This is a genomic window from Methylobacterium oryzae, assembly GCF_021398735.1.
In the GTDB taxonomy this organism is placed as follows: Bacteria; Pseudomonadota; Alphaproteobacteria; order Rhizobiales; family Beijerinckiaceae; genus Methylobacterium.
Genome location: NZ_CP090351.1, coordinates 58,713 through 85,044 on the forward strand (window position 1 = coordinate 58,713; position 26,332 = coordinate 85,044).

At 69.0% G+C, this 26,332-nt stretch carries 28 protein-coding genes; all 28 read left to right on the top strand.

Annotation, left to right across the window (positions count from 1 at the left end; genetic code table 11):
* The first annotated feature begins 48 nt into the window (after positions 1 to 48).
* The 28 genes from LXM90_RS31055 to LXM90_RS31190 all read left to right on the top strand — a co-directional run bounded on the left by LXM90_RS31055 (position 49) and on the right by LXM90_RS31190 (position 26,318).
* Positions 49 to 1,680, top strand: coding sequence for a hypothetical protein (locus tag LXM90_RS31055; RefSeq protein WP_234083325.1), 1,632 nt, complete (start codon positions 49 to 51; stop codon positions 1,678 to 1,680).
* A 58-nt stretch (positions 1,681 to 1,738) separates the two neighbouring features.
* A complete protein-coding gene (locus tag LXM90_RS31060; protein WP_234083327.1) occupies positions 1,739 to 2,677 on the top strand; it encodes a DUF6651 domain-containing protein in 939 nt (312 codons plus the stop codon).
* A gap of 134 nt (positions 2,678 to 2,811) precedes the next feature.
* A complete protein-coding gene (locus LXM90_RS31065) occupies positions 2,812 to 3,714 on the top strand; it encodes a major capsid protein (RefSeq protein ID WP_209651035.1) in 903 nt (300 codons plus the stop codon).
* A 91-nt stretch (positions 3,715 to 3,805) separates the two neighbouring features.
* On the top strand, positions 3,806 to 4,069 hold the full coding sequence (locus LXM90_RS31070; protein ID WP_234083328.1) for a glutaredoxin domain-containing protein: 264 nt from the start codon (positions 3,806 to 3,808) through the stop codon (positions 4,067 to 4,069).
* 1 nt (position 4,070) lies between these two features.
* Positions 4,071 to 4,796 carry a hypothetical protein gene (locus tag LXM90_RS31075; protein WP_234083330.1) on the top strand — a complete coding sequence of 242 codons (726 nt, stop codon included), beginning with the start codon at positions 4,071 to 4,073 and terminating at the stop codon, positions 4,794 to 4,796.
* 5 nt (positions 4,797 to 4,801) lie between these two features.
* Complete coding sequence (locus LXM90_RS31080; RefSeq protein WP_234083331.1) at positions 4,802 to 5,617, top strand: hypothetical protein; 816 nt, start codon at positions 4,802 to 4,804, stop codon at positions 5,615 to 5,617.
* Positions 5,617 to 6,393 carry a hypothetical protein gene (locus tag LXM90_RS31085; protein WP_234083332.1) on the top strand — a complete coding sequence of 259 codons (777 nt, stop codon included), beginning with the start codon at positions 5,617 to 5,619 and terminating at the stop codon, positions 6,391 to 6,393. The genes LXM90_RS31080 and LXM90_RS31085 overlap by 1 nt, the downstream gene beginning before the upstream one ends.
* Positions 6,390 to 6,767: a hypothetical protein gene (locus LXM90_RS31090; RefSeq protein ID WP_234083333.1), complete on the top strand. Its 378-nt coding sequence runs from the start codon at positions 6,390 to 6,392 to the stop codon at positions 6,765 to 6,767. Before LXM90_RS31085 ends, LXM90_RS31090 begins: the two co-directional genes overlap by 4 nt.
* Positions 6,764 to 7,219, top strand: coding sequence for an HK97-gp10 family putative phage morphogenesis protein (locus LXM90_RS31095; protein ID WP_234083335.1), 456 nt, complete (start codon positions 6,764 to 6,766; stop codon positions 7,217 to 7,219). Before LXM90_RS31090 ends, LXM90_RS31095 begins: the two co-directional genes overlap by 4 nt.
* Positions 7,219 to 7,617: a minor capsid protein gene (locus LXM90_RS31100; RefSeq protein WP_234083337.1), complete on the top strand. Its 399-nt coding sequence runs from the start codon at positions 7,219 to 7,221 to the stop codon at positions 7,615 to 7,617. Before LXM90_RS31095 ends, LXM90_RS31100 begins: the two co-directional genes overlap by 1 nt.
* Before the next feature lie 78 nt (positions 7,618 to 7,695).
* Positions 7,696 to 8,226 carry a hypothetical protein gene (locus LXM90_RS31105; protein WP_042670045.1) on the top strand — a complete coding sequence of 177 codons (531 nt, stop codon included), beginning with the start codon at positions 7,696 to 7,698 and terminating at the stop codon, positions 8,224 to 8,226.
* A 90-nt stretch (positions 8,227 to 8,316) separates the two neighbouring features.
* Positions 8,317 to 8,661 carry a hypothetical protein gene (locus LXM90_RS31110; RefSeq protein ID WP_234083338.1) on the top strand — a complete coding sequence of 115 codons (345 nt, stop codon included), beginning with the start codon at positions 8,317 to 8,319 and terminating at the stop codon, positions 8,659 to 8,661.
* Between the two features lie 50 nt (positions 8,662 to 8,711).
* Positions 8,712 to 8,981 (top strand): hypothetical protein, encoded by a 270-nt coding sequence (locus tag LXM90_RS31115; protein WP_234083339.1) that lies wholly within the window; start codon positions 8,712 to 8,714, stop codon positions 8,979 to 8,981.
* Positions 8,982 to 8,984: 3 nt separating this feature from the next.
* Positions 8,985 to 13,598: a tape measure protein gene (locus tag LXM90_RS31120; protein WP_234083340.1), complete on the top strand. Its 4,614-nt coding sequence runs from the start codon at positions 8,985 to 8,987 to the stop codon at positions 13,596 to 13,598.
* Between the two features lie 10 nt (positions 13,599 to 13,608).
* Positions 13,609 to 13,953: a phage tail protein gene (locus LXM90_RS31125; protein ID WP_234083342.1), complete on the top strand. Its 345-nt coding sequence runs from the start codon at positions 13,609 to 13,611 to the stop codon at positions 13,951 to 13,953.
* Between the two features lie 56 nt (positions 13,954 to 14,009).
* Positions 14,010 to 14,723, top strand: a complete 714-nt coding sequence (locus LXM90_RS31130; protein ID WP_234083344.1) for a phage minor tail protein L — start codon at positions 14,010 to 14,012, stop codon at positions 14,721 to 14,723.
* Entirely contained in the window at positions 14,723 to 15,529 is an 807-nt protein-coding gene (locus LXM90_RS31135; RefSeq protein ID WP_234083345.1) for a C40 family peptidase, read from the top strand. Before LXM90_RS31130 ends, LXM90_RS31135 begins: the two co-directional genes overlap by 1 nt.
* Positions 15,522 to 16,220 carry a tail assembly protein gene (locus LXM90_RS31140; RefSeq protein WP_209735477.1) on the top strand — a complete coding sequence of 233 codons (699 nt, stop codon included), beginning with the start codon at positions 15,522 to 15,524 and terminating at the stop codon, positions 16,218 to 16,220. The genes LXM90_RS31135 and LXM90_RS31140 overlap by 8 nt, the downstream gene beginning before the upstream one ends.
* On the top strand, positions 16,221 to 22,115 hold the full coding sequence (gpJ, locus tag LXM90_RS31145; RefSeq protein WP_234083346.1) for a TipJ family phage tail tip protein: 5,895 nt from the start codon (positions 16,221 to 16,223) through the stop codon (positions 22,113 to 22,115).
* Positions 22,112 to 22,558 carry a hypothetical protein gene (locus LXM90_RS31150; protein WP_234083348.1) on the top strand — a complete coding sequence of 149 codons (447 nt, stop codon included), beginning with the start codon at positions 22,112 to 22,114 and terminating at the stop codon, positions 22,556 to 22,558. Before gpJ ends, LXM90_RS31150 begins: the two co-directional genes overlap by 4 nt.
* Positions 22,559 to 22,561: 3 nt before the next feature.
* The gene (locus LXM90_RS31155; protein ID WP_234083349.1) at positions 22,562 to 22,921 is read left to right on the top strand and encodes a hypothetical protein; all 360 of its coding nucleotides are present in this window, start codon (positions 22,562 to 22,564) and stop codon (positions 22,919 to 22,921) included.
* A gap of 78 nt (positions 22,922 to 22,999) precedes the next feature.
* On the top strand, positions 23,000 to 23,347 hold the full coding sequence (locus LXM90_RS31160) for a hypothetical protein (protein WP_234083351.1): 348 nt from the start codon (positions 23,000 to 23,002) through the stop codon (positions 23,345 to 23,347).
* Positions 23,348 to 23,393: 46 nt separating this feature from the next.
* The gene (locus LXM90_RS31165; protein WP_234083352.1) at positions 23,394 to 23,699 is read left to right on the top strand and encodes a hypothetical protein; all 306 of its coding nucleotides are present in this window, start codon (positions 23,394 to 23,396) and stop codon (positions 23,697 to 23,699) included.
* Positions 23,696 to 24,160 carry a lysozyme gene (locus LXM90_RS31170; RefSeq protein ID WP_209651201.1) on the top strand — a complete coding sequence of 155 codons (465 nt, stop codon included), beginning with the start codon at positions 23,696 to 23,698 and terminating at the stop codon, positions 24,158 to 24,160. The genes LXM90_RS31165 and LXM90_RS31170 overlap by 4 nt, the downstream gene beginning before the upstream one ends.
* Positions 24,157 to 24,597, top strand: a complete 441-nt coding sequence (locus LXM90_RS31175) for a hypothetical protein (protein WP_234083354.1) — start codon at positions 24,157 to 24,159, stop codon at positions 24,595 to 24,597. The genes LXM90_RS31170 and LXM90_RS31175 overlap by 4 nt, the downstream gene beginning before the upstream one ends.
* Entirely contained in the window at positions 24,563 to 24,829 is a 267-nt protein-coding gene (locus LXM90_RS31180) for a hypothetical protein (RefSeq protein WP_234083355.1), read from the top strand. Before LXM90_RS31175 ends, LXM90_RS31180 begins: the two co-directional genes overlap by 35 nt.
* A gap of 199 nt (positions 24,830 to 25,028) precedes the next feature.
* Positions 25,029 to 25,424: a phage tail fiber protein gene (locus tag LXM90_RS31185; protein WP_234083357.1), complete on the top strand. Its 396-nt coding sequence runs from the start codon at positions 25,029 to 25,031 to the stop codon at positions 25,422 to 25,424.
* 12 nt (positions 25,425 to 25,436) lie between these two features.
* The gene (locus tag LXM90_RS31190; RefSeq protein WP_234083358.1) at positions 25,437 to 26,318 is read left to right on the top strand and encodes a hypothetical protein; all 882 of its coding nucleotides are present in this window, start codon (positions 25,437 to 25,439) and stop codon (positions 26,316 to 26,318) included.
* Positions 26,319 to 26,332 lie beyond the last annotated feature (14 nt).

Here is a 26,332-nt window from a genome sequence, read left to right on the forward strand (position 1 = left end):
CTTATCATTGTGGCCCCAGACCCCTGCAATCGGTGAGGCGCGCGGAACATGCTCTCTGGAGCCAGTCAGAAGCAGCTCCAGGAGTTCCTGAAGCGGCGCCATCCCGAATACGAGAACCGGATCAAGCACTGGAACTTCCTCGAGGCGACCTACGAAGGGTCGCGCGACTGGTTCAAGGCCAACATCCACAAGTATCTCAAGGAGGGGCGCAAGGAGTTCAACGACCGTGTGGCGCGGGCCTACCGCTTCAACCACACGCGCGAGATCGTGGAGCTCGTCCAGAAGTATCTCTTCAAGGGCGACGTCGTGCGCAAGGACGACGCGCCCGACTACGTCAAGACCTTCTGGAAGGCCTCGACCCGCTCCAACCTCAACATCGACCAGTTCATCCGCCTGGTGTCCTCGACCACCTCGCAGCTCGGGCGCTGCGCGGTGTTCGTCGACTCCACGAAGACCGACGCGACGCTGACCAAGGCCGATGAGAAGAAGGCCGGCGCCCGGGTCTACGCCTACATCGTCAAGCCCCAGAACATCCTGGACTACGGCTTCGACGACGACGACGGCGAGCTGCTCTGGATCCTGGTCGCCGAGACCTACCGGGACGACAAGGACCCGATCACGGCCACCGGCAAGGTCAAGGTCCGCTACCGGCTCTGGACCCGCACCAACTGGTATCTCTTCGAGGTCAACACGACCCGGGGCGGCAACGCGCGCGTCGACCAGACCGGCGACGGCGAGGTCGCGATCGGCCGCGTGCCATGCTTCTTCGCCGACCACCTGATCGGCGAGAACCTCTACTGGGCGCCGGGCCTGATCGACGAGATCGCCTACCTGGACCGGGCGACCGCGAACTACCTGTCGAACCTCGACGCCATCATCCAGGACCAGACCTTCTCCCAGCTCGCGATGCCGGCCCAGTCGGTGCTGCCGGGCGAGAAGGGCTACGACGCGCTGATCGAGGCCGGCACCAAGCGGACCTTCCTCTACGACAGCGAGGGCGGTGAGCCGAAGTTCCTGTCGCCGGATCCCAAGCAGGCGCAGCTCATCATCACCGTTATCAACAAGATCATCGCCGAGATCTACCAGACGGCCGGCGCGAGCGGTGAGCGGACCAAGCAGGACAACGCGGTCGGGATCGACAACTCCTCGGGCGTGGCCAAGGCCTACGACTTCGACAAGCTGAACTCGCTGCTCACCTCGAAGGCGCAGTCGCTCCAGCAGGTCGAGAACAAGATCGTGGAGCTGGTCGCGCTCTGGACCGGCGAGACGCCCCCGGAGGAGAACCTCGTCTCCTACCCCGAGACCTTCGACGTCCGCTCGCTGTTCGACGAGTTCACGGTCGCCCAGAACCTCGCGCTCATGGACGCGCCGCAGACGGTGCGCGCCGAGCAGATGAAGCAGGTCATCGAGAAGCTGTTCCCGGGCATCGCCAAGGCGATCAAGGACAAGATGCTCGACGAGCTGAAGGATTGGCCGAAGGACCCGATCGAGCAGGCCCGGCTGATGTTCAACGCCACGTCGCCGGCCGCCGGCGCCGAGGGCGAGAGTTTGACCGCGAGCCGCAGCAACGCGCCGCCCACGGCCTCCAAGACTTCCGGGCAGTCCGACACCAAGAAGACCTCGACGAAGGGTCGGCAGGGTCAGGTGACGGACAAGACCCAGAAGAAGACCGCGGCCTGATCCCCAGGCCCGGCACCACCCCGCGCGCCCGAGAGACTGTGGCGCAAGGAGCATGACAGTGACCAAGTTCTACCAGGCCCGCAGCTTCCCGCTGCACTCGATCTTCACGCACCCCTTCGGCCACTCCCGGCCGGTCTACGACGCCCCGGGCGAGGGCGGTGCAGGCGGTGGTGGAGAGCCCCCGGCGACCCCGCCCGCGACGCCTCCGGCCACTCCCCCGGCCACGCCGCCCGCGACGCCGCCCACGACCCCGGAGCCCAACGCCGAGCCGACCGGGCCCAAGGCCGGCGACACGATCACCGACGAGGTGGCCCGGCTCCTCAAGGACACGATGAAGCACAAGAAGGCGGCCCAGACCGCCCAGGAGAAGCTCGCCGCGTTCGGCCAGGTCACGCCCGAGGAGGTCGCCACGCTGCTCGCCGAGAAGCGCACCGCTGCCGAGAAGAAGGCGGCCGACGAGCTGGCCGCGGCCGAGGCCCGGGGCGAGTTCGACCGCGTGAAGCAGTCGATGACCGAGCAGCACAACACGGCGCTCGAGGCGATCCGCAGCCAGGTGGCCGCCAAGGACACCGAGCTCGCGGCCGCGCAGGCGACGATCTCCGAGCTCACCGTCGGCTCGGCCTTTGGCAACTCGTCGTTCATCCGCGAGAAGCTGGTGCTGACGCCGGCCAAGGCCCGGACCGTCTACGGCTCGCACTTCGAGACCGAGGGCACGAAGGTCGTGGCCTACGACAAGCCGCGCGGCGCCGCTGATCGCACTCCGCTGGTCGACGCCCAGGGCAACAAGCTCGGCTTCGAGGCGGCCATCGCCAAGCTGGTCGAGCTGGATCCCGACAAGGACCACATGCTGCGCTCCACCATGCCGACGGGTGCCGGGTCGAAGACCACGGACAACACCAAGCAGGCGAAGACGGCCGGCGCCGAGACGACCGAGCTGACGGGGGCCGCCCGCATCCGCGCGGCTCTCGCTGCGAAGAAGACCGCGCTCGGGGCCTGAAACCCCTTGCGTGGTGCAAAAAAGTCAGTCAGTGCTGACTGATTTTGCTTGGCGACGAGTCCCGTGCCGGATATCCTATTGTAAGTCACCGCTGACTTATGCCCGGCACGGGCAGTCGCCAAGGAGAATTGGGAATGCCCCTGCTTGTGGAAGAGGCCGCGAAGCTGAGCGTCGATCAGCTCGAGCGCGGCATCATCGAAGAGATCATCGTCCAGGACGACCTGTTCGCCCTGTTCCCGTTCGTCCACGTCAACGGCAAGGCCTACGACTACATTCGTGAGGCCACGCTGTCCGAGGGCGCGTTCCTCGACCCCTACGAGGACATCACCGAGGGCGCCGCGACCTTCGAGGAAGTGCAGGCCAAGCTGCGCATCCTGGCTGGCCACGTCGACCTGGACAACTTCCTGGTCGAGACCCAGTCCGACACCCAGGACCAGCTCGCCGTGCAGCTCGCCGCCAAGGCGAAGGCCCTCGGCATGCAGTTCCGTCGGACGCTGGTGAACGGCGACACCACGAAGAACCGCAAGGAGTTCGACGGCGTCAAGGCGCTGGTTCCGGCCAAGCAGACCCTGATCGCCGGCGCCGACGGCGCGGCCGTCTCCTTCACCATGCTCGACGAGCTGCGTGACGCGGTCATCGGCGGCGCCGACGTGCTCATGATGCGCAAGGGCACCTGGCGCTCGATCAAGGCGCTGCTGCGCGCCATGGGCGGCAACGACGCCGGCACGATCATCGTCAAGGACTTCGGCAAGGCGCTGCCGGCGTTCGATGGGACCCCGGTCATCATCAACGACTACATCACCGCCGACGAGGTCCAGGGCGCGTCGACCGCCTCCACCTCGATCTACGCCCTGCGCCTCAACGAGGTCGACGGCATCCACGGCCTCTACGGCGGCGCCACCGCCGGCCTGCGGGTCGAGGAGATCGGCAAGCTCGAGGGCAAGGACGCCCAGCGCTGGCGCCTCAAGTGGTATTGCGGCACGGCCCTGAAGCGCACGACCTCGGTGGCCCGTCTCAAGGGCGTGACCAACATCTAAGGTCTCGACAATAAGTCACCACTGACTTACCATCAGAGGGCGGGGAGCGATCCCCGCCCTTTCGTCGTCTCGAACCCCTGCAAGGACCCAGATGCCAGCGATCCGCATCTACGGGCAGCCGGACTGCATCTGGTGTGCCCGCGCCAAGGCGCTCTGCGAGAACCGCGCCTACGACCACAGCTACGCCGACATGAAGGCCGACCCGGGCGCCCGCGCCTACGTCGCCGGCCGCGTCGGCTCCGAGACCTTCACCGCCCCGCAGATCTTCGTCGGCGAGCGGCTGATCGGCGGCTTCACCCAGCTCGCGCTGGCCGACAATGACGGCTCGCTCCCGCAGATGATCGCGGGGGCCTGACATGGCGCGCATCAAGATCACCCAGCCCGGCTGGGCCGGCTTCACCGGCGAGATCGGCATCACGCTGTTCAAGGACGGCATCTCGGTCGACCACGTCGGCCGGCGCGAGATCGTCATGATCGGCGCCTCCCTGTCCCTGATCGAGGTGGACGACGAGGGCGACGAGGGCGAGAACCCGGCGCTCCAGCACCGGATGCTCACCGACGGCTCGATGTCGATCCCGGCCGAGGTCCTGACGCCGCTCGCGCGCGCCAGCGACGAGCCGAGCGTCCCGGCCGCGCCCCGCGCCGCCAAGGCCGTCGACCCGACCACGATCACCTTCCACACCAAGGACGAGCTGGAGAAGCTCGCCGAGACCAAGGGCCTCGCCGGGCTCCGGGCGATCATGGACCCGCTCAACATCAAGGCGGTCTCGATCAACAAGGCGATCCAGGTGATCCTGAAGGCCGAGCTGCGGCTCAAGGCCGAGCTGGAGCACGCCGGGCACCTGGTGCGCGAGGACCAGGCCAACGCCGGCGCCTCGACCCCGAACGAGGTCGTCGAGGGTGAGGACGACAAGGCCGGAGAGCAGGGCGGCGAGCAGAGCGGCCAGCAGAACGGCCAGCAGGGCGGCGAGAGCTCCGAGGAGGCCGAGACCGACGAGGACGGCAAGCCGAAGGCCACGACCCCGCCCAGCGCCAAGAACACCGACGCCGGCCCGGGCGCCGACGGCAGCGAGCAGGCCTGATCCCGATGAAGAACCTCCCGGCCGGCTGCGCCTTCTCCGTCACGGTCCCGTTCCAGAACGCCCAGGGCGTCGCGGTCCAGCCGACCGGGATCATCGTCACCGTCCTCAACGAGGACGGCAAGGTCCTGCACGGGCCCGAAATCCCCGATGCGTCCGTGCTCGAGCAGGACGCGATCACCTACAAGGTCCCGGCCTCGGTCAACGCGCTGCCGGTGGACGTGCCGCTGGCCGTGCGCGTCGTCGAGGTGGAGCTCACCACGGCCGACGGCGTGATCGAGCTGCGCGAGAGCGTGCTCCTGCGCGCGGGGCTACGCCTGCGCTACCTCGTGAACTCGTTCGGCACCTACGAGCGCCTGGTCATGGCCGCGGCCGACATGCCGCGGATCGAGAGCTTCAACGCCCTCGAGCAGACCGACCAGGAGCCGGCCCTGATCGAGGCGTTCCGGCGCCTCACCCGCTTCGGCTACCGCGTGCTGCCACCGGGCTACGACGACGGCTGCGACAGGTCCTTCAACACGATCGGCGGCGTCATCGACCGCATCGTGCCGCGCGAGTGGCAGGCGATGACCCCGGAGTGGTTCGAGACGCTGAACCCCGACTTCCGCTCCGCGCTGCTGCGCGCCCAGGTCCAGGAGGCCAACGCGATCCTGACCTCGGGCACGGCCGACGAGGCGCGCTCGCAGGGCCTGCTGTCGAAGACCACCGGCGAGAGCTCGGCGATGTTCCGCTCGGGCAAGCCGCTGGAGCTCGGGATCTCGAAGGAGACGCTCGCCCACCTCACCGGCTTCATCGAGATCCGCTCGAGGCTCGCCCGCGCGTGATGACGCTCAACCTCATGACCCAGGCGGCCGACGCCGCGGGCGCCCGCTACCAGGCGCTCGTAGACGCCTGGGGCGCCCTCTACACGGAGGCGCTGGGGCAGCGCGACGCCGGCTACGTGCCGGCCGTCGAGCGCGCGGGGAGCCGCGCCTACGAGCTCGCCCGGACCTATCTCGCGGCCGAGGAGGGTCACGTCACGAGCGCGATCCGCCAGGTCTCGGCCGACGCGCTCTCAGACGCGGCCGACGATCTGGGCAGCACGACTGAGCGCGCGCTCACGGAAGCTGCCAGCGAGCTGCTGAGCGCGACCGAGCACTATCTCCTGCGCGAGATCACGATCCAGATCGAGCGCGACGTCGCGCAGCTTCAGCAGGCGATCCGGCACACCTTCCTCCAGGCGCAGCTCACCGCCCGGGCCAAAGGCTCGACGGTCCGGCGCGCGCTCATGGAGCATCAGTTCGCGTCCGCCGAGGCGCCGGCCTTCTACTTCCGGGACCGGCGCTCCTCGAAGTGGCCGTCCCGGCTGTTCGTGCGCACGACGTGGCGCCAGGCGCTCCTGTCCGCCTACAACGAGGTGGTGCTCGCCGTGCTCTCGGAAGCCGGCATCGCGGTCGCCGAGGTCGAGCACACCCACGGCAAGGCCGGCGTCCACGGGATGCAGGTGGCGCTCGGCCCGAGCACAGCGCTGCCGGCCTACGGCGAGATCCGCAACGACATCTTCCACCCGAACGCGGAGGCGCGCCTGCGCGTGCCGGCGGCGCTGCGAGGCACGCGATGAACCTGATCGGCAACACGACGGGCACGCTCACCCGCAAGATCGGCACCTCGCGCCGCGGCGAGCCGCTCTACGCAGCCGCCTCCGAGATCGTGCGCTGCGACCTGATCCAGCTCCGCGCCCAGGTGGCGCCGACGAGCGTCCGCACCGATCAGTCGGCGACCCACGGCAACGCCGAGGAGCAGGTGGCCGACGCGCGGGTCCTGTTCCGTGTTGAGACGCGCCCGCAGCGCGGCGACCGCTTCAAGATCGACGGCGTGGTCCTGCGTATCGAGGGCGTCGAGCCCCGGCGCGACGTGTTCGGCAAGCTCGACCACTGGGACACGACCCTGGTGCTCTGGGACGACGACGAGGACAGCGAGGAGGTCGTGTCGTGAATTTCGGGATGCGCATGACCGGGGACGCCGAGCTCCAGGCGCAGCTCCGCTCGACCGGGCTCCTGGTGCCGGCCAACGCCCGCAAGGTGATGCAGGCGGCCGCCGACCGGATCGAGAAGGAGGCCAAGCTCAACGCCCCCGTGGATACCCACGCCCTCGAGGACTCGATCCGGCAGACCAAGAGCTACTCGACCTTCCGGGGCCGGCTTCAGATCGACATCGACGTCGGCGGCTTCGTCGACGGCGTGAACGTCGACCTCTACGCCCTCGAGGTCCACGAGAACTACGACAGCCGCAACCCCGGCCCGGGCACGCTCGCCAAGATGGCGGCCAACCCCGGCCGGCACATCGGCTCCAAGTTCCTCGAGCGCGCGGCCCAGGCCGAGGCGCCCAAGGTGCAGCCCTCGCTCATCCAGGCCGTGCTCGCGGCCATCCGCGGGAAGTCCCTCTGATGCGCATCGACCTGCTCGCCGACCTGCTCGAGGCCGCCAAGATCGGCACGCCCGGCACGTCCATCTTCGAGGACGAGATGCCGGCCGACGCCCGGGCCGGCGTGCTGCTGCGGCTGCCGATCCTCGGCGTGCCGATCGACTGGGAGATCCCGGGCTACCTGAAGGGCCAGGTGCAGGCGATCGTGCGCGCCCAGAAGGTCGCCACCGGCGACGCGCTCGCCAAGAAGGTCGCCGACGCGCTCACCTTCACGGACCGGAGCTTCACCGACGACAAGGGCGTCGAGGTCATGTTCGTGAACTACCTGCGCCCGCGCACGCTGCCGATCATCTACCCTCGCTCCGACGGAAACGGGAAGGAGTGGTCCATCAACCTGGACGCCTGCTACGTGCTGCGATAGAATATAAGTCACCACTGACTCATCTTCGCGAGAGACGATCCGCGAAGGCAGACGACGGCTCGGCGAAGGAGAATTGAGATGGCGTCCGATACCAAGAACGTGAAGATGGGCGTGTGCGCCGTCTTCTTCGGAGACGAGGACCTCGGCTACACCAAGGGCGGCGTGTCCGTCGAGGTGACGACCGACACCCACGAGGTCGAGATCGACCAGTTCGGCAAGTCGCCGATCGACGAGGTCATCATGGGCCGGACCGTGACCGCGAAGGTCCCGCTGGCCGAGACGACCATCGAGAACATGGTCAAGATCATGCCCGGCGCGGTCATCGTGACCGACAAGGACGACCCGACCAAGAAGAAGGTCGTGATCCCCAACGGCGTCGGCACCTCGCTGCTGAAGATCGCCAAGGAGCTGCGGTTCCACCCGAAGTCCAACGCGGCCACCGACACCTCGGACGACTTCGTGATCCCGCTGGCGGCGACCGCCGGTGGCCTCCAGTTCGCCTACGAGCTGGAGAACGAGCGGATCTACAACTGCACGTTCAAGGGCTACCCGGACCCGAAGGACGGCACGCTGTTCTACGTGGGCGACGACGCCGTCGCCGGCGCGTAAGCCCTTGCCTTTCGAAACAAGATAAGTCACCACTGACTTGCCGTGCATCCGCTCGGCAAGTCATTTTCGCGAGCGCAGCAGAAGGGCAGCATGGCCTCCTCCACCACCATCATCGACCTCGACGCGGTCGACCAGTTCCCCGACGTCGTGGCCAAGCTCGGCGGCAAGAAGCACAAGCTGGTGCCGGTGTCCGTCGAGGACTTCATCGCCAACACCAAGCTGCTCCAGACGCTCGGCAAGGACGGGGACATCGACGCCGAGGTCTCCGGCCTGATCCAGATCATCCTGCGGGCCTTCCCGTCGATGACCGAGGAGATGCTGCGCAAGCTGCCGCTCGTGAACCTGAACAAGCTCATGGGCGTCGCCCAGGACAACGACGGCACCAAGAAGGTCCAGAGCGAGGCCTCCGAGGGAAACCCGCAGGCGGCGGCGTAGAGGCGATCGACTTCGGCTTCTTCGTCACCCGCGTCTCGTATCACTACGGGATGAAGTTCCGGGACGTCATGCAGCTCCCGCTGAAGACGTTCTGGCTCTACTCCAAGAATATCGACCGCATCCTCTCGGAAGTCGATCTCCGGCAGTTGCAGTTGGTGGCCTCGGCGACCTCCTCGGAGGCCTACGGCTCGATGCAGGATCGCCTGCGCAAGCAGATGGGCCTGGTCGTCAAGGTCAAGGACGAGGGCAAGGCCACACAGGAGGACCAGCTCGACCGCGCGGGGCTCGCTGACCTGAAGGCGATGGCGCGAGGTTTTTAGACGATGACTGCGATCCGGGTAGAGCTTGAGCTGGACGACGGCTCCTTCACGACCCGGATGGTCCGTGCGGGCCAGTCGATCCAGGACTTCCGCCAGCAGGTCGGCCAGGGCATCCGGTCGCTCAACGGCATGCAGGCCGCCTCGAGCGACCTAGTCTCCTCGCTGCGCGACATCACCGTCATCCTCGGCCAGACCCGGGCCGCCTTCTCACTCCTCCAGTCGGCCACTACCGGCTGGGTCTCCGAGATCGTCAAGGTCAACGCCGGCTTCGAGACCACCCGCAAGACCCTCGAGGGCCTCGCCACCTCGGCCGACAAGGTCCGGGAGGTCGGCGACAGCTTCGCCTACCTGCGCAGCCAGGTGCAGAACACGCCCTACACGTTCCAGGGCCTCACCGACGTCTTCGTGAAGCTCAAGAGCGCCGGCATCGATCCGACCAAGGGCTCGATGCAGGGCCTCGTCGACGCCGTGGCGTCGTTCGGCGGCTCCGAGGACGCGCTGAAGCGCGCCGCGCTCGCGATCCAGCAGATGGCCGGCAAGGGCGTCGTGCAGATGGAGGAGCTGCGCCAGCAGCTCGGTGAGGCGGTCCCGCGCGCGGCCGAGCTGATGGCCCGGTCGATGGGCGTCACCTACTCCGAGCTGACCAAGCTGCTGGCCACCGGCACCGTCGAGGCCCGGAGCGCTATCCAGGCGATGTCGGGCGAGTTCGAGCGCACCTTCGGGGGCGCCTCGGCCGCCCAGATGGACACCTTCAACGGCGTCGTCACCCGGCTGCGCTCGACCTTCCAGGACCTCGCGGTCAAGGTCGGCGAGGGCGGGCAGTTCTTCGACACGGTGCGCGCCAAGGCGACCGAGCTGAACTCGGTGCTGTCGAGCGCCACCGCCGGCAACCTGGCGACCCAGCTCGGCTCCGGGCTGACCCGAGTGATCGGCATCATCGAGACGGTCGTCGGCCGGCTGGTCTACTTCAAGAGCGAGATCCTCGCGGTCGGCGAAGCGCTGGCCGTGGGCTTCGTCGCGTCCCGGGCCGTGCAGGGGCTGACCGCGATCTCCGCGGCGATCTCGGCGGCCGGCGCCCAGGTCTCGACCTTCTACGCCTCGATGCGCAACCTGCCGGAGAGCTTCGCCTCGGTGGAGCGGGCGCTGTCGGGCGCAGGCGCCAGCTTCGTCACCTTCCGGGCGACGCTCGCCACGGTGCGCACAGCCATCGCCGCGACCGCGGTGGCGCTCGTCGAGCTCGCCCCTGTCCTGATCGCCGTCGGCATGGGGATCTCGTTCGCGGTCTCCTACTTCGACCTGTTCGGCTCGAAGGCCAAGGCCGCGCGCGAGGAGGTGGAGAAGTTCGGCGCTGCCGCGTCCAAGGAGAGCCTCAAGAGCTTCGTCAAGCAGATCCAGGACGAGAAGACCCAGCTTCAGGCGCTCGAGGCCGAGAAGAAGCGCGTCCAGAACGTCGGCATCTACGTCGGCGCCGGCACCCGCAACGACCGGCTGGCCGAGCTGACCAAGCAGATCTCCGACCAGCGCGAGAAGATCGCGCAGGATGAGCAGCGCGCGTCGCAGGTCTCGGCCGACTATCAGATCAACCAGGCGCAGCGCACGGCCAACGCGAAGCTACACGTCTTCGACCAGAACGGCCGCGACCAGCTCCGGCTGTTCGACCTCTACGGCAAGGAGCTCGCCGACAAGCAGGAGGCGGCGCTCGCCGCCGCGGCCAAGGCCGGCAAGTCCACCGACGCGCTGAAGGCGGAATACGCCAAGGCCGAGCGCGACCGCGAGCTCGCGACCTACGATCTCCAGATCGCCAACGCCCAGGCGGCCTACGAGGACGCCAAGGCGCACGCCGGCGACTACGCCAAGCTGAACCAGGAGGAGACCGATCAGGTCCTGCAGGGTCTCATTCAGCGCCAGCAGGCCGCCCAGAAGGCGCGCGACACGCTGGCCAAGGCCCCGATGGGTGTCACGCTCCTCGCCAAGCCGATCGACGAGGACAAGCTCTACGCCAAGGGCAAGACGGCGCTCGACAACCTGTCGGCGGCGATCCAGGGCGTGCGCGCGAACCTCGTGGGCGCCTCCGGTGAGGTGGCCGAGCTCCAGGCGAAGCTCGCGGCCGGCAAGTATGGCCCGATCGACTCCGGCCGCGTGCAGGAGCTGATCGGCCAGCTCCTCCAGGCCCAGGCCGAGAAGTCCAAGCTCGACGAGCTGATGGAAGGCCGCAACAAGTTCGACCGCGACGCCACCAACGCCCAGCAGAAGGCCGAGCAGGACCTGTTCGAGGCGCGTAACCGCAACATCTCTGCGGTCGACAAGATCGTCGTCGGCCTGAACAACGACCTCTACAAGGGGATGGGCTCGAACCAGACCCCGATGGAACGCGCCATCGCGGCCGCCCGCACCCAGCTCCAGGCCGCTCAGAAGGAGGCGGCCGACGCCGCGAGCACCGTGTGGGGCAAGCTGCTCGGCGGCCAGGGCGTCGGCGGATCCGACCAGGCGCTGGAGAAGATGAAGGAGCTCGCCCGCTGGATGGGCGTGGTCCGGGGCGACGCCTCGGCGATCACCGAGCTCAACATCGGCGCCAACATCCGCGTGCCGAACTCGCCGGTCTCGCGCAACGGCTCGGTCACGGGCGGCGCGTCGACCGACCCGGTCTCGACGAACCTGCCGGCCGCGGCCATCGCCTTCCTGAACGCGATCTCGGGCCCGGAGAGCGCCGGCCGCTACAACGTGCGCTACACGCCGTCGGGCGGCGCCACGTTCGACAGCTACGACCAGCACCCGCGCATCTACGAGCCGACCCGGGACGGCCGGCAGTCGTCGGCCGCGGGCCGCTACCAGATCGTCTACGACACCTGGAAGTCCCTCGGCATGGACGGGCAGCCGTTCACGCCCGAGAACCAGGACGCGGCCGCCTGGAAGCTCGCCCAGCAGGACTATGCCCGCAACACCGGCGGCGGCGACCTGCTGAAGGAGCTCCAGGACAACGGCTTCACCGACAAGGTGGTCGCCGCTCTCAAGAGCACCTGGGAGGGGCTCCAGTCCGGCGCGGGCGCCGGCAAGGCGCGCGACTGGTATGGCGACACGCTGCGTCGGCAGGGCGGGAACACGGTCGAGCAGGACTCCGGCTACTACCCGGTGAACCCGACGGACAGCCGCGCCAAGATCCCGACCACGATCCCGCAGGCCGACGCCGAGAAGCTGTCGATGGCCCGGGCCGCCGAGCAGCTCGCGACCATCGAGCAGAACGACAACGAGGTGCAGGACGCGCTCAAGAACATCATCAACCTTACCGAGAAGGCCTCGGAGAAGGAGGAGGGCTACGGCAAGCGCGTGTCCGAGACCCGGCGCCTGATCCGCGACGGCAAGTTCGGCTCGGCCGACGGCCAGAAGGACCCGGACAACGAGCGCTACAAGGAGCTGATCGCCTCGGCGCAGAAGCTCGACGAGGTCGAGGCCGCGGCCGCGCGCGCCCAGCAGGAGCGCAACCGGCTGAAGCAGGCCGAGGACCGGCGCGCCAAGCAGAGCGACGAGCTGGACGTGAAGGAGGCCGAGCTCAAGGCGCGGCTGGACGAGGAGGGCACCTACAAGCTGCCGGCCAGCGTCCAGCGCGCCCGGGCCGAGCAGCTCCGCGATCAGCAGCGCTACCAGGAGCTGATGAAGGTCGACCCGTCCTTCACGCAGGAGGGCTACGACGCGCTCGCCGCGGCCAACGACGCCCTGTTCCAGCGCATGAAGGATTACGAGGTCTCCTCGACGATCCAGGCCGAGCAGAAGAAGACCCGCGAGATCAACCGCGGGCTGATGACAGCCGACGAGGCGCGCGAGGCGAGCTACCAGGAGGAGGTGAAGCGGCTCCAGGACCTGCTCAACCAGGTCTCGGGGAACGCCGACCAGCGCGCGGCCGTCGAGAAGGTGCTCGCCGACCGGATCATCGCGGAGCGCAAGCGGATCGAGGCCTCCTCGCCGCTCGGCAAGCAGCAGAAGGAGTGGGCCGACCTCGGCAACAACATGCAGAAGGCCGCGACCGGCTGGCTCGACAGCGCCACCGATCAGCTCGCCACCTTCGTGACCACCGGCAAGGCGAACTTCGCGGACCTGTTCCAGTCGATCGCCAAGGACATCACCAAGATGGGGATCCGGTATCTCCTGTCCTCGGCGCTCGGCGGCTCCGGGGTCGGTGGTGGCCTGAAGTCGCTGCTCGGCGGCGGCAGCGCCAAGGCCGCGGGCTCGGCCGGCGGCGGCGCCAAGCTGTTCGGGGCGATGCACACCGGCGGCATCGTCGGTGCGGGCTTCTCGATGACGCGATCGGTCAACCCGTCGATCTTCGGCCAGGCCCCGCGCTTCCACACGGGCGGCATCATCGGCGCCGACGAGGTGCCGATCATCGCCCAGCGGGGCGAGGGCGTGTTCACCAAGGAGCAGATGAAGGCGATGGGCGGCGCGAGCGCCGGCAACGTCATCACGCTCGCCCCGACGGTCCAGGTGAACGCGGCCGGCGGCACCAAGGAGCAGAACGCCGACCTCGCCCAGCAGACCGCAACGCAGGTCCAGACGATGATGCGCGCGATGATCCAGAAGGAGCTCGCCACGCAGCAGCGCCCGGGCAACATGCTCAACAACTGAGGACCGCGAGATGGCCGTTCCGACCTTCACCCCGCCCTATGCGCCGACCGACAGCACCGACAAGCCGGAGGTGAAGCTCCTGAAGGCCGAGTTCGGTGACGGCTACACCCAGACGGCCGGCGACGGCATGAACCACATCCGCAAGGTGGTGGACCTCTCCTGGGAGGTCCTCACCCCGGCCCAGGCGAAGGAGATCGAGGCGTTCTTCGTCGCCCGGGGCGGGTTCGAGCCGTTCTACTACACGCTCTCGGACGACGACACGCCGATCCTGTGGACCTGCGAGGAGTGGAGCCGCAAGCGCGGCACGCCCAACACGATGGAAGCCACGCTCCGGCAGTGCTTCACCCTCGTGTGACCCTCTGGACGATAAGTCAGCGCTGACTTATAATGGCCGCTCACCCAAGGGCAGCCATGTCGTCGATCCACGCCACCGTCCAGAGCATGTCGCCCGGCGAGCAGGTCTACCTGTTCCGCCTGGACACGACGTCGATCGGCGGCCCGGTCTACTACTTCACGCAGTCGGCGCACCCGGACGGGCAGGTCTCGTTCGGCGGCGTCGTCTACACGGCCGTGGACATCGACTTCTCGGACTACGAGACCAACGGCCAGGGCTCGCTGCCCCAGCCCAAGATCCGCTTCGCCAACTCCAACGAGGTGATCCAGCACCTCGTGAACACCTGGGGCGACGAGCTGATCGGCTGCACGGTGCAGCGGGTGCGCACCTTCGCCCAGTTCCTCGACGGCGGCGCCCAGGCGGATCCGACGGCCTTCTACGGCCCGGACACCTTCGAGGTCGAGCAGCTCACCGACGAGAACCCCGTCTACATCGAGTTCGAGCTGTCGGCCTCGTTCGACCAGCAGGGCCGCAAACTGCCCGGCCGGCAGATGCTGCGCGACACCTGCACCGCCCGCTACCGGCGCTTCAAGAACGGGGCCTTCTCCTACGAGAAGGCGAGCTGCCCTTACACGGGCTCCGCGTGCTTCGACCGCAACGCCAACCCGGTCTCGGACCCGGCCCAGGACGTGTGCGGGCGCCGCCTGGTCGACTGCCAGGCCCGGTTCGGCACCAACGCGGCGCTGCCGACCTGGTCGTTCCCCGGCATGGCCCGCGTGCGGACCCAGTGATGTTCAAGCTGCCCAACGCCGCGCTGAAGGCCGCGCGCGCCCACGCGCTGCGCGACTTCCCCAAGGAGGCCTGCGGGCTCCTGGTCAACGGCCGCTACAAGCCGGTGCCGAACTACGCCGCCGACCCGGAGCGCGACTTCGTTATCCCGGGCGAGGTGTTCGCGCGGCTGCGCGAGCAGGGCAAGGAGGTCCAGGCCGTCATCCATAGCCACCCGAACGGGCCGCTGTTCCCGTCCGAGGCCGACATGCAGGGCCAGATCGACACGGACCTGCCCTGGGTGATCCTCGCCACCGACGGGAAGGACTGCGCCGACCCGATCATCTGGGGCGAGGGCGTCGACCAGGGCCCGCTGATCGGCCGGCCGTTCCGGCACGGCGTCACCGACTGCTACGAGCTCGTGCGCCACGCCTACGCGCTCGGCCGCGAGGGGCTGGCCGCCCAGGACGTCACCAAGGAGTGGCCGCTGCCGCCCGTGCAGCTCCGCGCCCAGGCGCGCGCCGACGGCTGGTGGGATCCGGCCTACGAGGCGGACCACCGCGACCTCTACGCGGCGTTCGCGGACGTCGGCTTCCGGGAGATCCCGGTCTCCGAGGTGATGCCGGGCGACTGCTTCCTGGTGAAGCTCGGGCCCGGCGTGACCCAGCTCAACCACGGCGGGGTCTACCTCGGCTCGAACCTCATCCTCCACCACCTGCCGACCCGGGTGTCGCGTCGCGAGCCCATCGGGATCTGGCTGCGCGCCGTCGAGAAGTGGCTGCGCCACGAGCGCCTCGACGCGCTCCTGAAGGAGAACGCCCATGCGTAGGGTCATCCTGCACGGCCGCCTGAAGCGCGAGTTCGGCCCGGAGTTCCGGCTCGACGCCGCGACCGTGGGCGAGTGCATCCGCGGGATCGGCGTCCAGGTGAAGGGCTTCCTCGAGGCGCTCAAGCAGGGCTCCTACGAGGTGATCCGCGGCGAGCGCCGGACCGGGCTACGGCTCGGCGAGGAGGACATCAACACGCTGCGGCTCGGCCAGGCGGACCTGCACCTGGTGCCGGTCGCCGCCGGCCGCGCCAAGGGCGGCGCGCTCAAGGCCATCCTGGGCGTCGCGCTGGTTGGCGTCGCGATCTTCGCCTCGGGCGGCACGCTGGCCGCCCCGCTCGCGGGTCTGACCTCGGGCGGCATGTGGGGCTCGGTCGCGGTGCTGGGCCTCGGCCTCGCGGTCTCGGGCGCGGCCCAGATGATGACGAAGAAGGAGTCGAGCGACACCGGCAAGAAGGAGGACAGCTTCGCCTTCTCCGGGCCGACGAACGGCACCGAGCAGGGCACGGCCGTGCCCCTCATCTACGGCCGCGTGATGTGCGGCTCGATCGCGGCCTCGACCGGGCTGGACGTCGAGGACATCGCGATGGGCGCGAGCCCGGACGGCACCGTGACCAAGATCAACGAGGACGGCTCGGTCACGACCTCGATCAAGACCGGGCAGACGACGGGCGACACGAAGGGCGGCTTCTAAATGGACGCGATGATCGAGGACCTGCGCGCGCTGGAGTCAGTCAGCGCTGACGTGAGCGGCTCGGGCGGCGGCACTTCGGCCAAGCTCGGCGGCTCGAGCGCGGGCAAGTCGGACGCCAGCAACACGCTGCGCTCGGACGCCAAGGCGCGCCTCGTCGAGGTCCTGGGCGAGGGCGAGATCGTCGGCCTGGTCAACGGCGCGCAGTCGATCTTCTTCGACCAGACCTCGCTCCAGAACGCCGACGGCACCTTCAACTTCGTGGGCGTGACTTGGCAGGAGCGGCACGGCGAGCCCGAGCAGCCGCCGCTGATCGGCATGGCCTCGTCCGAGACCACCTACTCGGTCGGCGTCGAGATCAAGAAGTCCCAGGAGCCGCCGGTCCGGACGATCGCCGACGAGAACGCGACCTCGGTGCGCGTCGTCTGCCAGATCCCGACCCTCGTGGTGCAGAACCCGAAGAACGGCTCCCTGCTGCCGAACGACCTCGACTACATGATCGAGATCCGCCCGAACGGCGGCCAGTGGACCGAGGTCCACCGCGAGCTGCTGCTCCAGCAGAAGACCACCTCGCCCTACGAGCGCGCGAGCGTCGTCAGCCTGCCGCCGGGCGGCCACCCCTACAGTCTGCGCGTGCGCCGGGAGAGCCCGGACCCGACCGTCGACTACATGCAGGCCGGCCTGATCTGGGAGAGCTACACGACGATCGTCGAGGGGCAGTTCACCTATCCCCACACGGCGCTCGTGGCCCTCGAGCTCGACGCCCAGCAGTTCGGCGGCTCGATCCCCTCGCGCTACTACGACGTGAAGGGCCTCATCATCCAGGTGCCCTCGAACTACGACCCCGAGGCCCGGACCTACACCGGCTTCTGGGACGGCACCTTCAAGCGCGCCTGGACCAACAACCCGGCGTGGATCTTCTACGACCTGCTGACCAACGATCGCTACGGCCTCGGCGAGTTCATCGACGAGACCAAGATCGACAAGTTCGGCCTCTACGAGATCGGCGGCTACTGCGACGAGCTGGTCGCCGACGGCAAGGGCGGGCAGGAGCCGCGCTACACCTTCAACGGCGTCATCAACTCGCGCGACGAGGCCTACAAGGTCCTCCAGCAGATCACCGCGGCCTTCCGCGGCATGGCCTTCTGGTCTGTCGGCCAGGTGTTCGCAGTCGCCGACAAGCCGGCCGACCCGGTGAAGCTGCTCGCGCCGGCCAACGTGATCGGCGGCCAGTTCAAGTATTCCCGCACGGCCAAGAAGACCCGCAACACGGTCGCGATGGTCTCGTGGAACGACCCGGAGGACTTCTACCGGAACGCCATCGAGGTCGTGCAGCACGACGAGGGCCTGGACAAGTTCGGCTGGCGCCAGACCGACATCCAGGCGGTCGGCTGCACCTCGCGCGGGCTCGCGCACCGGATCGGCGCCTGGACGCTCGACACCGACTACACGGCCACCGAGAGCGTCGAGTTCGAGATGGGCCTCGACGCCCTCGCGGCCGACCCGCTGCGGCCCGGGCACATCGTGGCCATCGCCGACCCGCGCAAGGCGCAGACCCGCATCGGCGGCCGGGTGATCTCGCACTCGCCCTCGCGGCTGAACCTCGACAAGGCCTTCGAGCCGACGGCCACGGCCACCTACAAGATCTCGGTGGTGAACAAGGCCGGCGTCATCGAGACCCGGGGCGTGATCGGCTGGGAGCAGGGCAACGTCACGGCCGTCCTCGACGCCGAGCTCGAGGGCGAGATCGCGCCCGGCGCCATGTGGGCGATCTCGGGCACCGACGTGGCACCGCGCCAGTATCGCGTGCTCTCGGTCACGGAGCCGAAGAAGAACACCTTCAAGGTCGCGGCCCTGTTCCACGACCCGACGAAGTATGCCCGCATCGAGCAGAACGTCTTCCTCGCGCCGCCGAGCTACGTGCGGCCGTCGACCAAGCTCCTGCCGCCGGTGAACCTGAAGGCGACCGAGACCCAGACGTTCCGGGATGGCCTGCCGCACATCGAGGTGCTCCTGTCCTGGACGCCGGCCTCCGACTGGATGAGCAACGCCTACAGCGTGCTCCTGTCCGGCCCGGACGGCGACGTCGACATGGGCGTCACCTCGAACCCGTCGATCACGCTGCCCGACCTCAAGGCCGGCGACTGGACGGCCTACGTGACCGGCCAGGGCCAGGGGAAGCGGTCGGCGCCGGCCTCGCTCGCCTTCACGGTCGCGGGCTGGGAAGGCCAGCCCGGGCCGGCCGTCGCGAACCTGCGCGTGCGCGGGCAGGACGCCGGCGACGGCGCCTTCGCCGGCAAGGACCTGGTGCTCGACTGGGACGTCACCTGGCCGGACGCGGTGATCCCCTACGCGATCGACTTCGTGGTGCGCATCCTCGACGTCGACACGCAGGAGCTCGTGTCCGACTGGGTCGCGCCCGGCGGCACCTTCACCTACGGCCTCGACGCCAACGCGGCCGACGGCGGCCCGCGCCGCAAGTTCTGGGTCCAGGTCCGGGCCCGGGACGTGCTCGGCCGCGAGAGCGCGCCGGCCACCCTGGTGTGCGAGAACGCGGCGCCCGACGTGATCTCGCCCTCGATCACCACGACGACCGAGAGCCTGTTCGTGTCCTTCGACCGGCCGGCCGACCCGGACTTCGCGGGCGTGCTCGTGTGGCTCGAGCAGGCCTCGGGCTTCGACCCCGCGGCGACCAAGCCGGCCTACGACGGCAACTCCACCCTCGTCTCGTTCAAGGTGACGCCCGAGACCTTCTACTTCGTCCGGGTCGCCGCCTACGACCAGTTCGGCAAGCAGGGGCTCAACGTCGGCCCCGAGCAGAAGGTGTGGGTGTCGAACCGGATCATCGACACCGACGTGCCCGGCGCGCCGACCGGCCTGAAGCTCGAGACCGCAGCCGAGACCGCGATCGACGGCACCCTGACGGCCGTGGTGCGCGCGAGCTGGGACAAGAGCGGGTCCGAGAACCTTGCGGGCTACGAGGTCGAGGTCTCGGTCGAGGGCGGCACCTGGGTGCGCGAGCGCGTCACCGACCCGGCCTGGGAGAAGCACGGCCTGGCGCCCGGGCAGACCTACGCGGTGCGGGTGCGGGCCTATAACGGCTCGGACACGGTCGGCACCTGGTCGGACCCGGTCGCGATCGTCGCCGCGGTGAACGACATTGCCCCGGACCCGGTCACGGGCCTCGCCGTCGCCGCCGCCTTCGAGACGGCCGTGCTGAGCTGGGTCGACCCGGCCCAGGCCGATCTCGCGTATGTCGAGCTGTTCGCGGCTGCTGCCCAGAATGCGCAGCGCGCGTCGCTGGGGCGCGCCGTCGCGGGCGCGCAGACGTTCATCGACAAGACGCTGCCGGTCGGCCAGACGCGCTTCTACTGGGCGCGCACGGTCAACACGTCCGGCACCCAGAGCGAGGTGTTCGCTGGCCCGGTGCAGGCGGTCTCGCCGGTCATCACCAAGGAGCAGATCGCCGGCCAGATCCTGGACCAGACCTCGTTCGCCGACGGGCTGACGGCGATCGGCGTGGTCGACACGCTGCCGGCGCTCGCCGACTACGACGGCCCGCTCGTGCTGCTGCTCAAGACCGACGGCAAGCTCTACCAGATCGAGGACGGTAAATGGGAGCCGGTCGTGGGCAACACCACGGCAGGCGGCATCGTCGGGCAGATCAAGGGCACGCAGATCGAGGACGGCGCCATCTCGACCGAGAAGATGGCCGCCAACTCGATCGACGCCGACCGCCTGGTCGCGAACTCGATCACGGCCGGGCTGATCGCCGCCGGCGCCATCAAGGCCGAGGCCCTGGCAGCGGGCGCGATCACGGCCGACAAGATCGCCGTCGGGCTGTCCTCGGGCAACCTGCTGTTCAACGCCGACTTCCTGGGCGGCGTCTCGGGCTTCGCGCTGCACGGCGCCTCCGACGGCGTGGCCCCGGCGATCACCGCCTCGACCACCTTCGCCCCGCCCGGGATGGGTGCCGCGCTGGTCGCGCGCGCCGACACGCCGGCTGCCGGCGCCTACGCGGACCTGGTGCTGGAGCGCCGGCTCCCGGCCGGCTGGGACGAAGCCTACCCAGTCGCCCCGGGTCAGCGCTACGAGCTGTCGGCCTACGCCTCGATCACCCGCGCGCAGGCGCAGGTCATCCTCCTGTTCCTCGACGCCTCGCGCCAGCCGCTCGCCGCCGCGTCGGGCGACGTGCATGCGGCCGCCCCGGGTGTCGGGCCGCTGGAGACGATGGCGCGCCTGGGCGTGTTCGGGACCGCGCCGGCCGGCGCCGCCTTCGTGGTGCCGGTGCAGCGTGCGATCTGGACGGGGCAGGCGGCCCCGCAGGTCGCCTGGACGGGTCTCTACCTGGCGAAGGCGCTGGCGAACCAGACCGCGTTCGCCCCGTGGGTCGCCAACTCCTCGACCGTGATCGACGGCGGCTCGATCGCCACCAACTCGCTCTCGGCCAACCGCATCGTCGCCGGCTCCATCACCGCGGACCAGGTGAAGGCCGGCACGATCACTGGCGACAAGATCGCCGCCGGCACCATCACGGGCGACAACATCAAGGCCGGCTCGATCCAGGCCGACCGGATCCGCATCGGCGGCGAGGTGACGCTCTCCTCGTGGCTGGGCGGCCCCGACGCGACCCAGATCGACGGCGGCCACATCGCGGCGAACTCCATCGCGGCCAACACCCTCAAGATCGGCGCGCGCGGGCTTCAGACGGTCGGGCTCGACTTCTCGGCGGACAAGGAGGAGGCCACGCTCTCGTGGAGCGCCGGCACGATCCTGTTCACGGGCGATGACGGCGTCGCCGTGGCCGCCGCGGTGGCTGCTGGCAGCGTCCAGACGGGCGGCAAGCACGCCTTCGCGTGGTGGAGCCGGGCCAAGCAGAACGTGGTCCAGGTCGCCCTCGACAGCGCCTCGGCCATCCTCGCCGACCCGGACGCCGTGCTGCTGTGCTCCTACGACGGGTTCGCCGGGCTCAACCCGGTCTACGGCGGCACGATCATCGACGGCTCGCGCATCAACACGGGCTCGATCACGGCCGACCAGATCAAGGCGGGTGCCATCCAGGCGGCCAACATCGCGGCCGGGGCCATCACGGCTGAGAAGATCGCCGCGGGCGAGGTGACGGCCGACAAGCTCGGCGCCGGCACCATCACCGCGGACCTGATCTTCCTCGGCTCGGCCAACTTCCAGCTCGACGCCCGCAACCGCCTGATGCGGATCGTAGCCAACAACGGCGTCGAGCAGGTCTCCATCGGCAACGTCGGCGTCTTCGAGGGCGACGGCAAGACCGAGATCTACGGCATGGAGGTCCGGGACAAGAACGGCCAGGCCGTCCTGAAGATCACCGACGACGAGACCTCGCTGGACGGCAGCTACATCCGCAAGGCGACCATCGACGGCGCCTCGATCAAGGACGCCTCGATCCAGGCGGCTCAGATCGGCGATGCGGCGATCACCAACGCCAAGATCGGCGACCTTCAGGTCAACACGGTCAAGATCGCCGGCAAGGCGGTCTCACAGACCGTCGCGAACGCCGACCCGGGCAAGGTCACTACGGTTCCCATCGCCGCCCGTGAGCTGACCAGCATTTTCCAGATCCTCGCCTACCGGAAGGGCGATGGTGGCACCCCGCACCCGCAGAACGCGTCGACCGGAGCGCTGACGGTCGATTACTCGGCCGACGGCGGCCAGACCTGGACTGTCCTTCGAGGCGTCGTGAACAGCTTCTCCTACCTCTATTCCGTCTCAGCGGGCGGCAGCTTCCAGTTCATGACGCCGACTGTGCTGGTTTTCTCCTGGGAGCCAAAGCAGATCGGCAACCTCATCCTGCGCGTCACCGACAGCAACGGCGAACCGAATGTTGGTGACGTCTACCTTTCAGTCACGGAGCTTACACGATGACCGAGAAGCGCGACTACATCACGCCGGCCGAGGCCGTGCCCTACGACGAGACCGGCCGCATCGTCGGCTACCGCTTCCAGGGCGTCGGCTTCACCGAGGACGAGCAGGAGCGGGGCATCCGCATCCTGTTCGGGGACGGCGGCTGGTGCATGCAGACGTTCACCTCCCGGCGCTACGTGGATCTCTCAGGCGCCGAGCCGGTGATCCAGGACCGCCCGGAGTTCGAGGGCCGCTTCGATCGCCCGATCCTGCCGGCCGGCGAGGAGGCGACGCTCCCGGGCGTGCCGGCCTGCACGATCACGTTCGCCGGTCCGGTCTCGGGCACGCACGAGCACGAGGGCGGCGACCTGAAGATCGGGTTCACCGTGCCCGGCACCTACGCGATCCTGTTCGAGGCGTTCCCGGTGCTGCCGGCCGCCCTCACCCTCACCGTCACGGACTGAGCCATGATCCACGGACCCAGCCTCACCGACGCGCGCGAGCGCGCCAAGGCCATCGTCGCCGCCCACTACGAGGGGCTCGCGCATCAGGACGTGCCGGCCGGTCGGCGCGCCATCTACGTCCGCAAGGCCGAGCAGGCGCGCGTGGTCGTCGAGGGCGGATCCTCGCCGCTGATCGAGCAGGAGGCCCGGCTGCGGCGCATCGACTCGGCGCCGTTCGCGCGGTCCATCCTCGACCGCGCGAACGGCGCCGGCGACGCCATGGAGCTCCAGCGGATCGCCCTCAACGTCGAGATCGAGGCGTGCGAAAGCCACGCTGCCATCGTTCGGCTGCTCGCCAGTCACGGAATGGCCTTCGCCTCATAACCGGGGGAGGGGTGTTCAGAACGGAGCTCTTGGGGCATAATAAGTCAGCGCTTACTCACCCCTTCGGGAGATCTCGCAATGCCTGACATCCCCGATAGCGGGCTGGCGGTTCTAATCGCCAAGATGGAAGTCCTCACCGAGAAGGTGACGGAGGCCCGAGACGAGCTGAAGGAGACCAGCAGGGAGCTGACCAAGGTCAAGGAGCAGCTCCAGGCGACCTCCTTCGAGCTCCAGCAGACCAAGAACGAGCTGGCCTCGACCAAGACCGAGCTGACCACGGCGAAGGTCGAAATCGAGGCCCTCAAGAAGATGATCTCGAACTACCGCGCCGGCGCCGCCGCAATCCTGGGCCTGGGTGGGCTCATCGGCTGGCTCCTCGCCACCGTCACGGGCGTCACGGGCGCGGTGAAGGCCTGGGTCCATTGACCCGGAAAGTCAGTCAGCACTGACTTAACACAAGAGAGAGGAAGCTATGTCCCTGTCCCCGTCCGCCGTCTGGTCCTGGCTCAAGGCTCAGTTCGCGAAGGTCCCGCTCGCCGTTCAGCTCCGCGACGACTGGGTGAACCTCATCAAGAAGACCTGGAGCGTCCGGTTCTCGCTGCTCGCGTCGCTGCTCGCCGCCATCCAGCTCGGCATGCAGGCGCTGCTGGAGAACCCGCCGATCGACAACAAGGTCTTCGTCGCCCTCTACATCCTGGTCAGCGCGGCCGCCGGCTACTCGCGCCTCGTGACGCAGGACGGGATCACCCCGTCCTCGGTCTCGGGCGGCGAGCAGTGAGCCGCCTGACGAAGCGCACCGTGCTCGGTGGTCTGGTCGCCACGGCCCTCGGGGTCGCGGCGATCAGCCAGGTGGGCACCGAGGAGGGTCTGCGGCTGCGGACCTACAAGGACACGGTCGGGGTCAACACCTACTGCTACGGTGAGACCAAGGGCGCCGTGTGGGGCGCGACCTACACCAAGGCGCAGTGCGACGCGCTGCTGCTCAAGCGGATCGACGAGTTCGCCAACAAGGTCGAGAGCTGCGTCAAGCAGCCGATGACGGACAAGACGGAGATCGCCTTCGTCTCGTTCGCCTACAACATCGGGCAGGCCGGCTTCTGCAAGTCGACCACCGTCCGGCTCTACAACCAGGGCCGCAAGGTCGAAGCCTGCAACGCCATGATGGCGTGGACGAAGCAGAAGGAACTGATCGGGCGGCGCACGCGCGAGAAGAACCTCTGCCTCGAGGGGGTGAAATGAGCAGCCTGCTCCTCACCCTCGCCAACGGCTGGACCGCCTTCTCGATCCTCGCGACGCTCTCGGGCATCGCGGGGATCGCGCTCATCGCGCTCGCGGTATTCGGCACGACCTTCCTGCCGAGCTTCATCAAGCAGCCGCTCATCATCGCCGGCATCTGCCTGATCGTGGGCGGCGCCCTCTACCAGGCCGGGCAGGCGAAGGGCGCGCACCTCGCCTTCGAGCAGGAGGCCAGCCGCGCGCTCGACGCCGAGACCAAGCGGGCCGACCTCGCGGAGGCCCAGAACAAGCAGGAGGCGGCGCAGGCCGCGAAGGACCTCGCCGCCGAGAAGGCGGACAACGCCAAGCTGAAGGAGCTGAACGATGTTCTGGCCAAGGACAAGGACCGTGATCGCGAGTGCGTTGATGGCGACGTCGCTCGGCGCCTGCGTAACCTCTAACGCGCCGGCCCCGCTCACCGGGACCAGCATCCGCGTGACGCTGCCGGCGGCGCCCGATGGCGTCCAGGGCTGCCTCGCGCGGGCCTTCCCCGACATCCCGGACCGGGCCCTCTCCAAGGCCGACGTGGTGCGGATCATCGGGGAGGCAAAGGTCCTCGACCGGGCCAAGACCGCCTGCGGTCAGCGCGCCGTGGACTGGATCAACGCCGTGCGCCGGGATTATGCCCGGTAGCCAAGACTTCCCGGTGCCATCGGCCTGTATTTAGATGTTAGTATTAGACTACTACTGATTATCTACATACAGGGCGATGGCGTTGGGCATCCGGGACGAACAAGCGCTCTCGGGCCTCTGGATCGCCGGCTCCTCTCGGGTTATGATAAGTCACCACTGACTTACCGATGCCGGCTCTGCCCGGCCACAGGAGCCCCGAATGGCCGGCAAGAGCACCTACCTCGAGAACGCCCTCCTCAACTGGCTGCGCGGCACCGCCTTCCCGGCCCCGCCCGCTGGCCTGTTCATCGCCCTGTTCAACGGCGACCCGACCGACGCCGGCACCGGCGGCCAGGAGGTCACGACCGCGGTCCGTCCCGACGGGCGCGTCGCTGCGCCGTTCGGCGAGCCGGCCAACAAGACCATCTCCAACTCGGCCATCGTGGACTTCGGCAACGCCGCGGGCGGCACCGACGTGACCCACTTCGCCGTGTTCTCGGCCGCGGCCGGCGGCACCATGCTGGAGTCGGCCCCGCTGACCGGCGGCAAGCAGACGATCAACGCCGGCAACCCGGTGAGCTTCCCGGTCGGCGCCCTCGCCATCACCGAAGACTAAGGTCTCCGGCCCGTGCTTCCCAGCGCCTACACGGCTGCCGCAAGCCGTCGCTACTACGGTGGCGACCGCTTTGCGCTGTCCGGGTCCGCGCTGGGCCGGGCGAGCCTCACAGGCCGCCTCTCGATCACGAGCCGGGCCGACAACCTCGCGGGCGTCGCCGCCGGCCGCACCAGCATCCGGGCGAACCTCTCGACCATCGCGCCGCTGCACGGGACCGCCTCGGGCCGCAGCACGATCACCGGCCGCCTCCGGTCCTCGCTCAGCGACGACATGCACGGCCAGGTCGCGGGCCGCGCGAGCGTCACCGGGCAGCTCGTCGTCGGCAAGCGCCTGGTCGGCTGGGTCTCGGCCCGGGCGAGCGGGGAGGGGACGCTCCAGATCGGCAAGCCGCTCCGCGCAGCGGCCGCCGGCAAGAGCGGGGTCTCGGGCGTCCCGAGCATCGGGCGACAGCTCGCGGGCGAGACCGCCCAGGGCGCCGGTTCCGCGACGGGCCGGCTCCTGGTCGAGAAGCTGCTCGCCGGCACGATCGTCGGCACCGGATCGGCCGCGGGCGAGATCCGGACCGACAGCGCGCTCGAGGGCACGCTGCGCGGCTCCAGCACGGCCGCCGGCGCCCTGGCAGTGGCCAAGCCCCTCGCGGGGGCGACGCACGGCTCTACGAGCCCCGCAGGCGGCTTGCGGGTGGCGAAGGTTCTGGGCGGCCGCCCCGCGGGCGCGGGCAGCCTGACGGGCCACGAGATCATCGCGAAGGCGCTGAAGGGCAGGGCGGACGGCATGGCGACCGTCACCGGCCAGCTCGGCGCCCTGGCAACCTACCGGCTCACCGAGGACGGCGTGCTGCGCCTGACCGAGGCCGGCGACCTTCAGCAGGTCGAGAACGACGACGGCAACTAGGCTCCAGGCAGAGG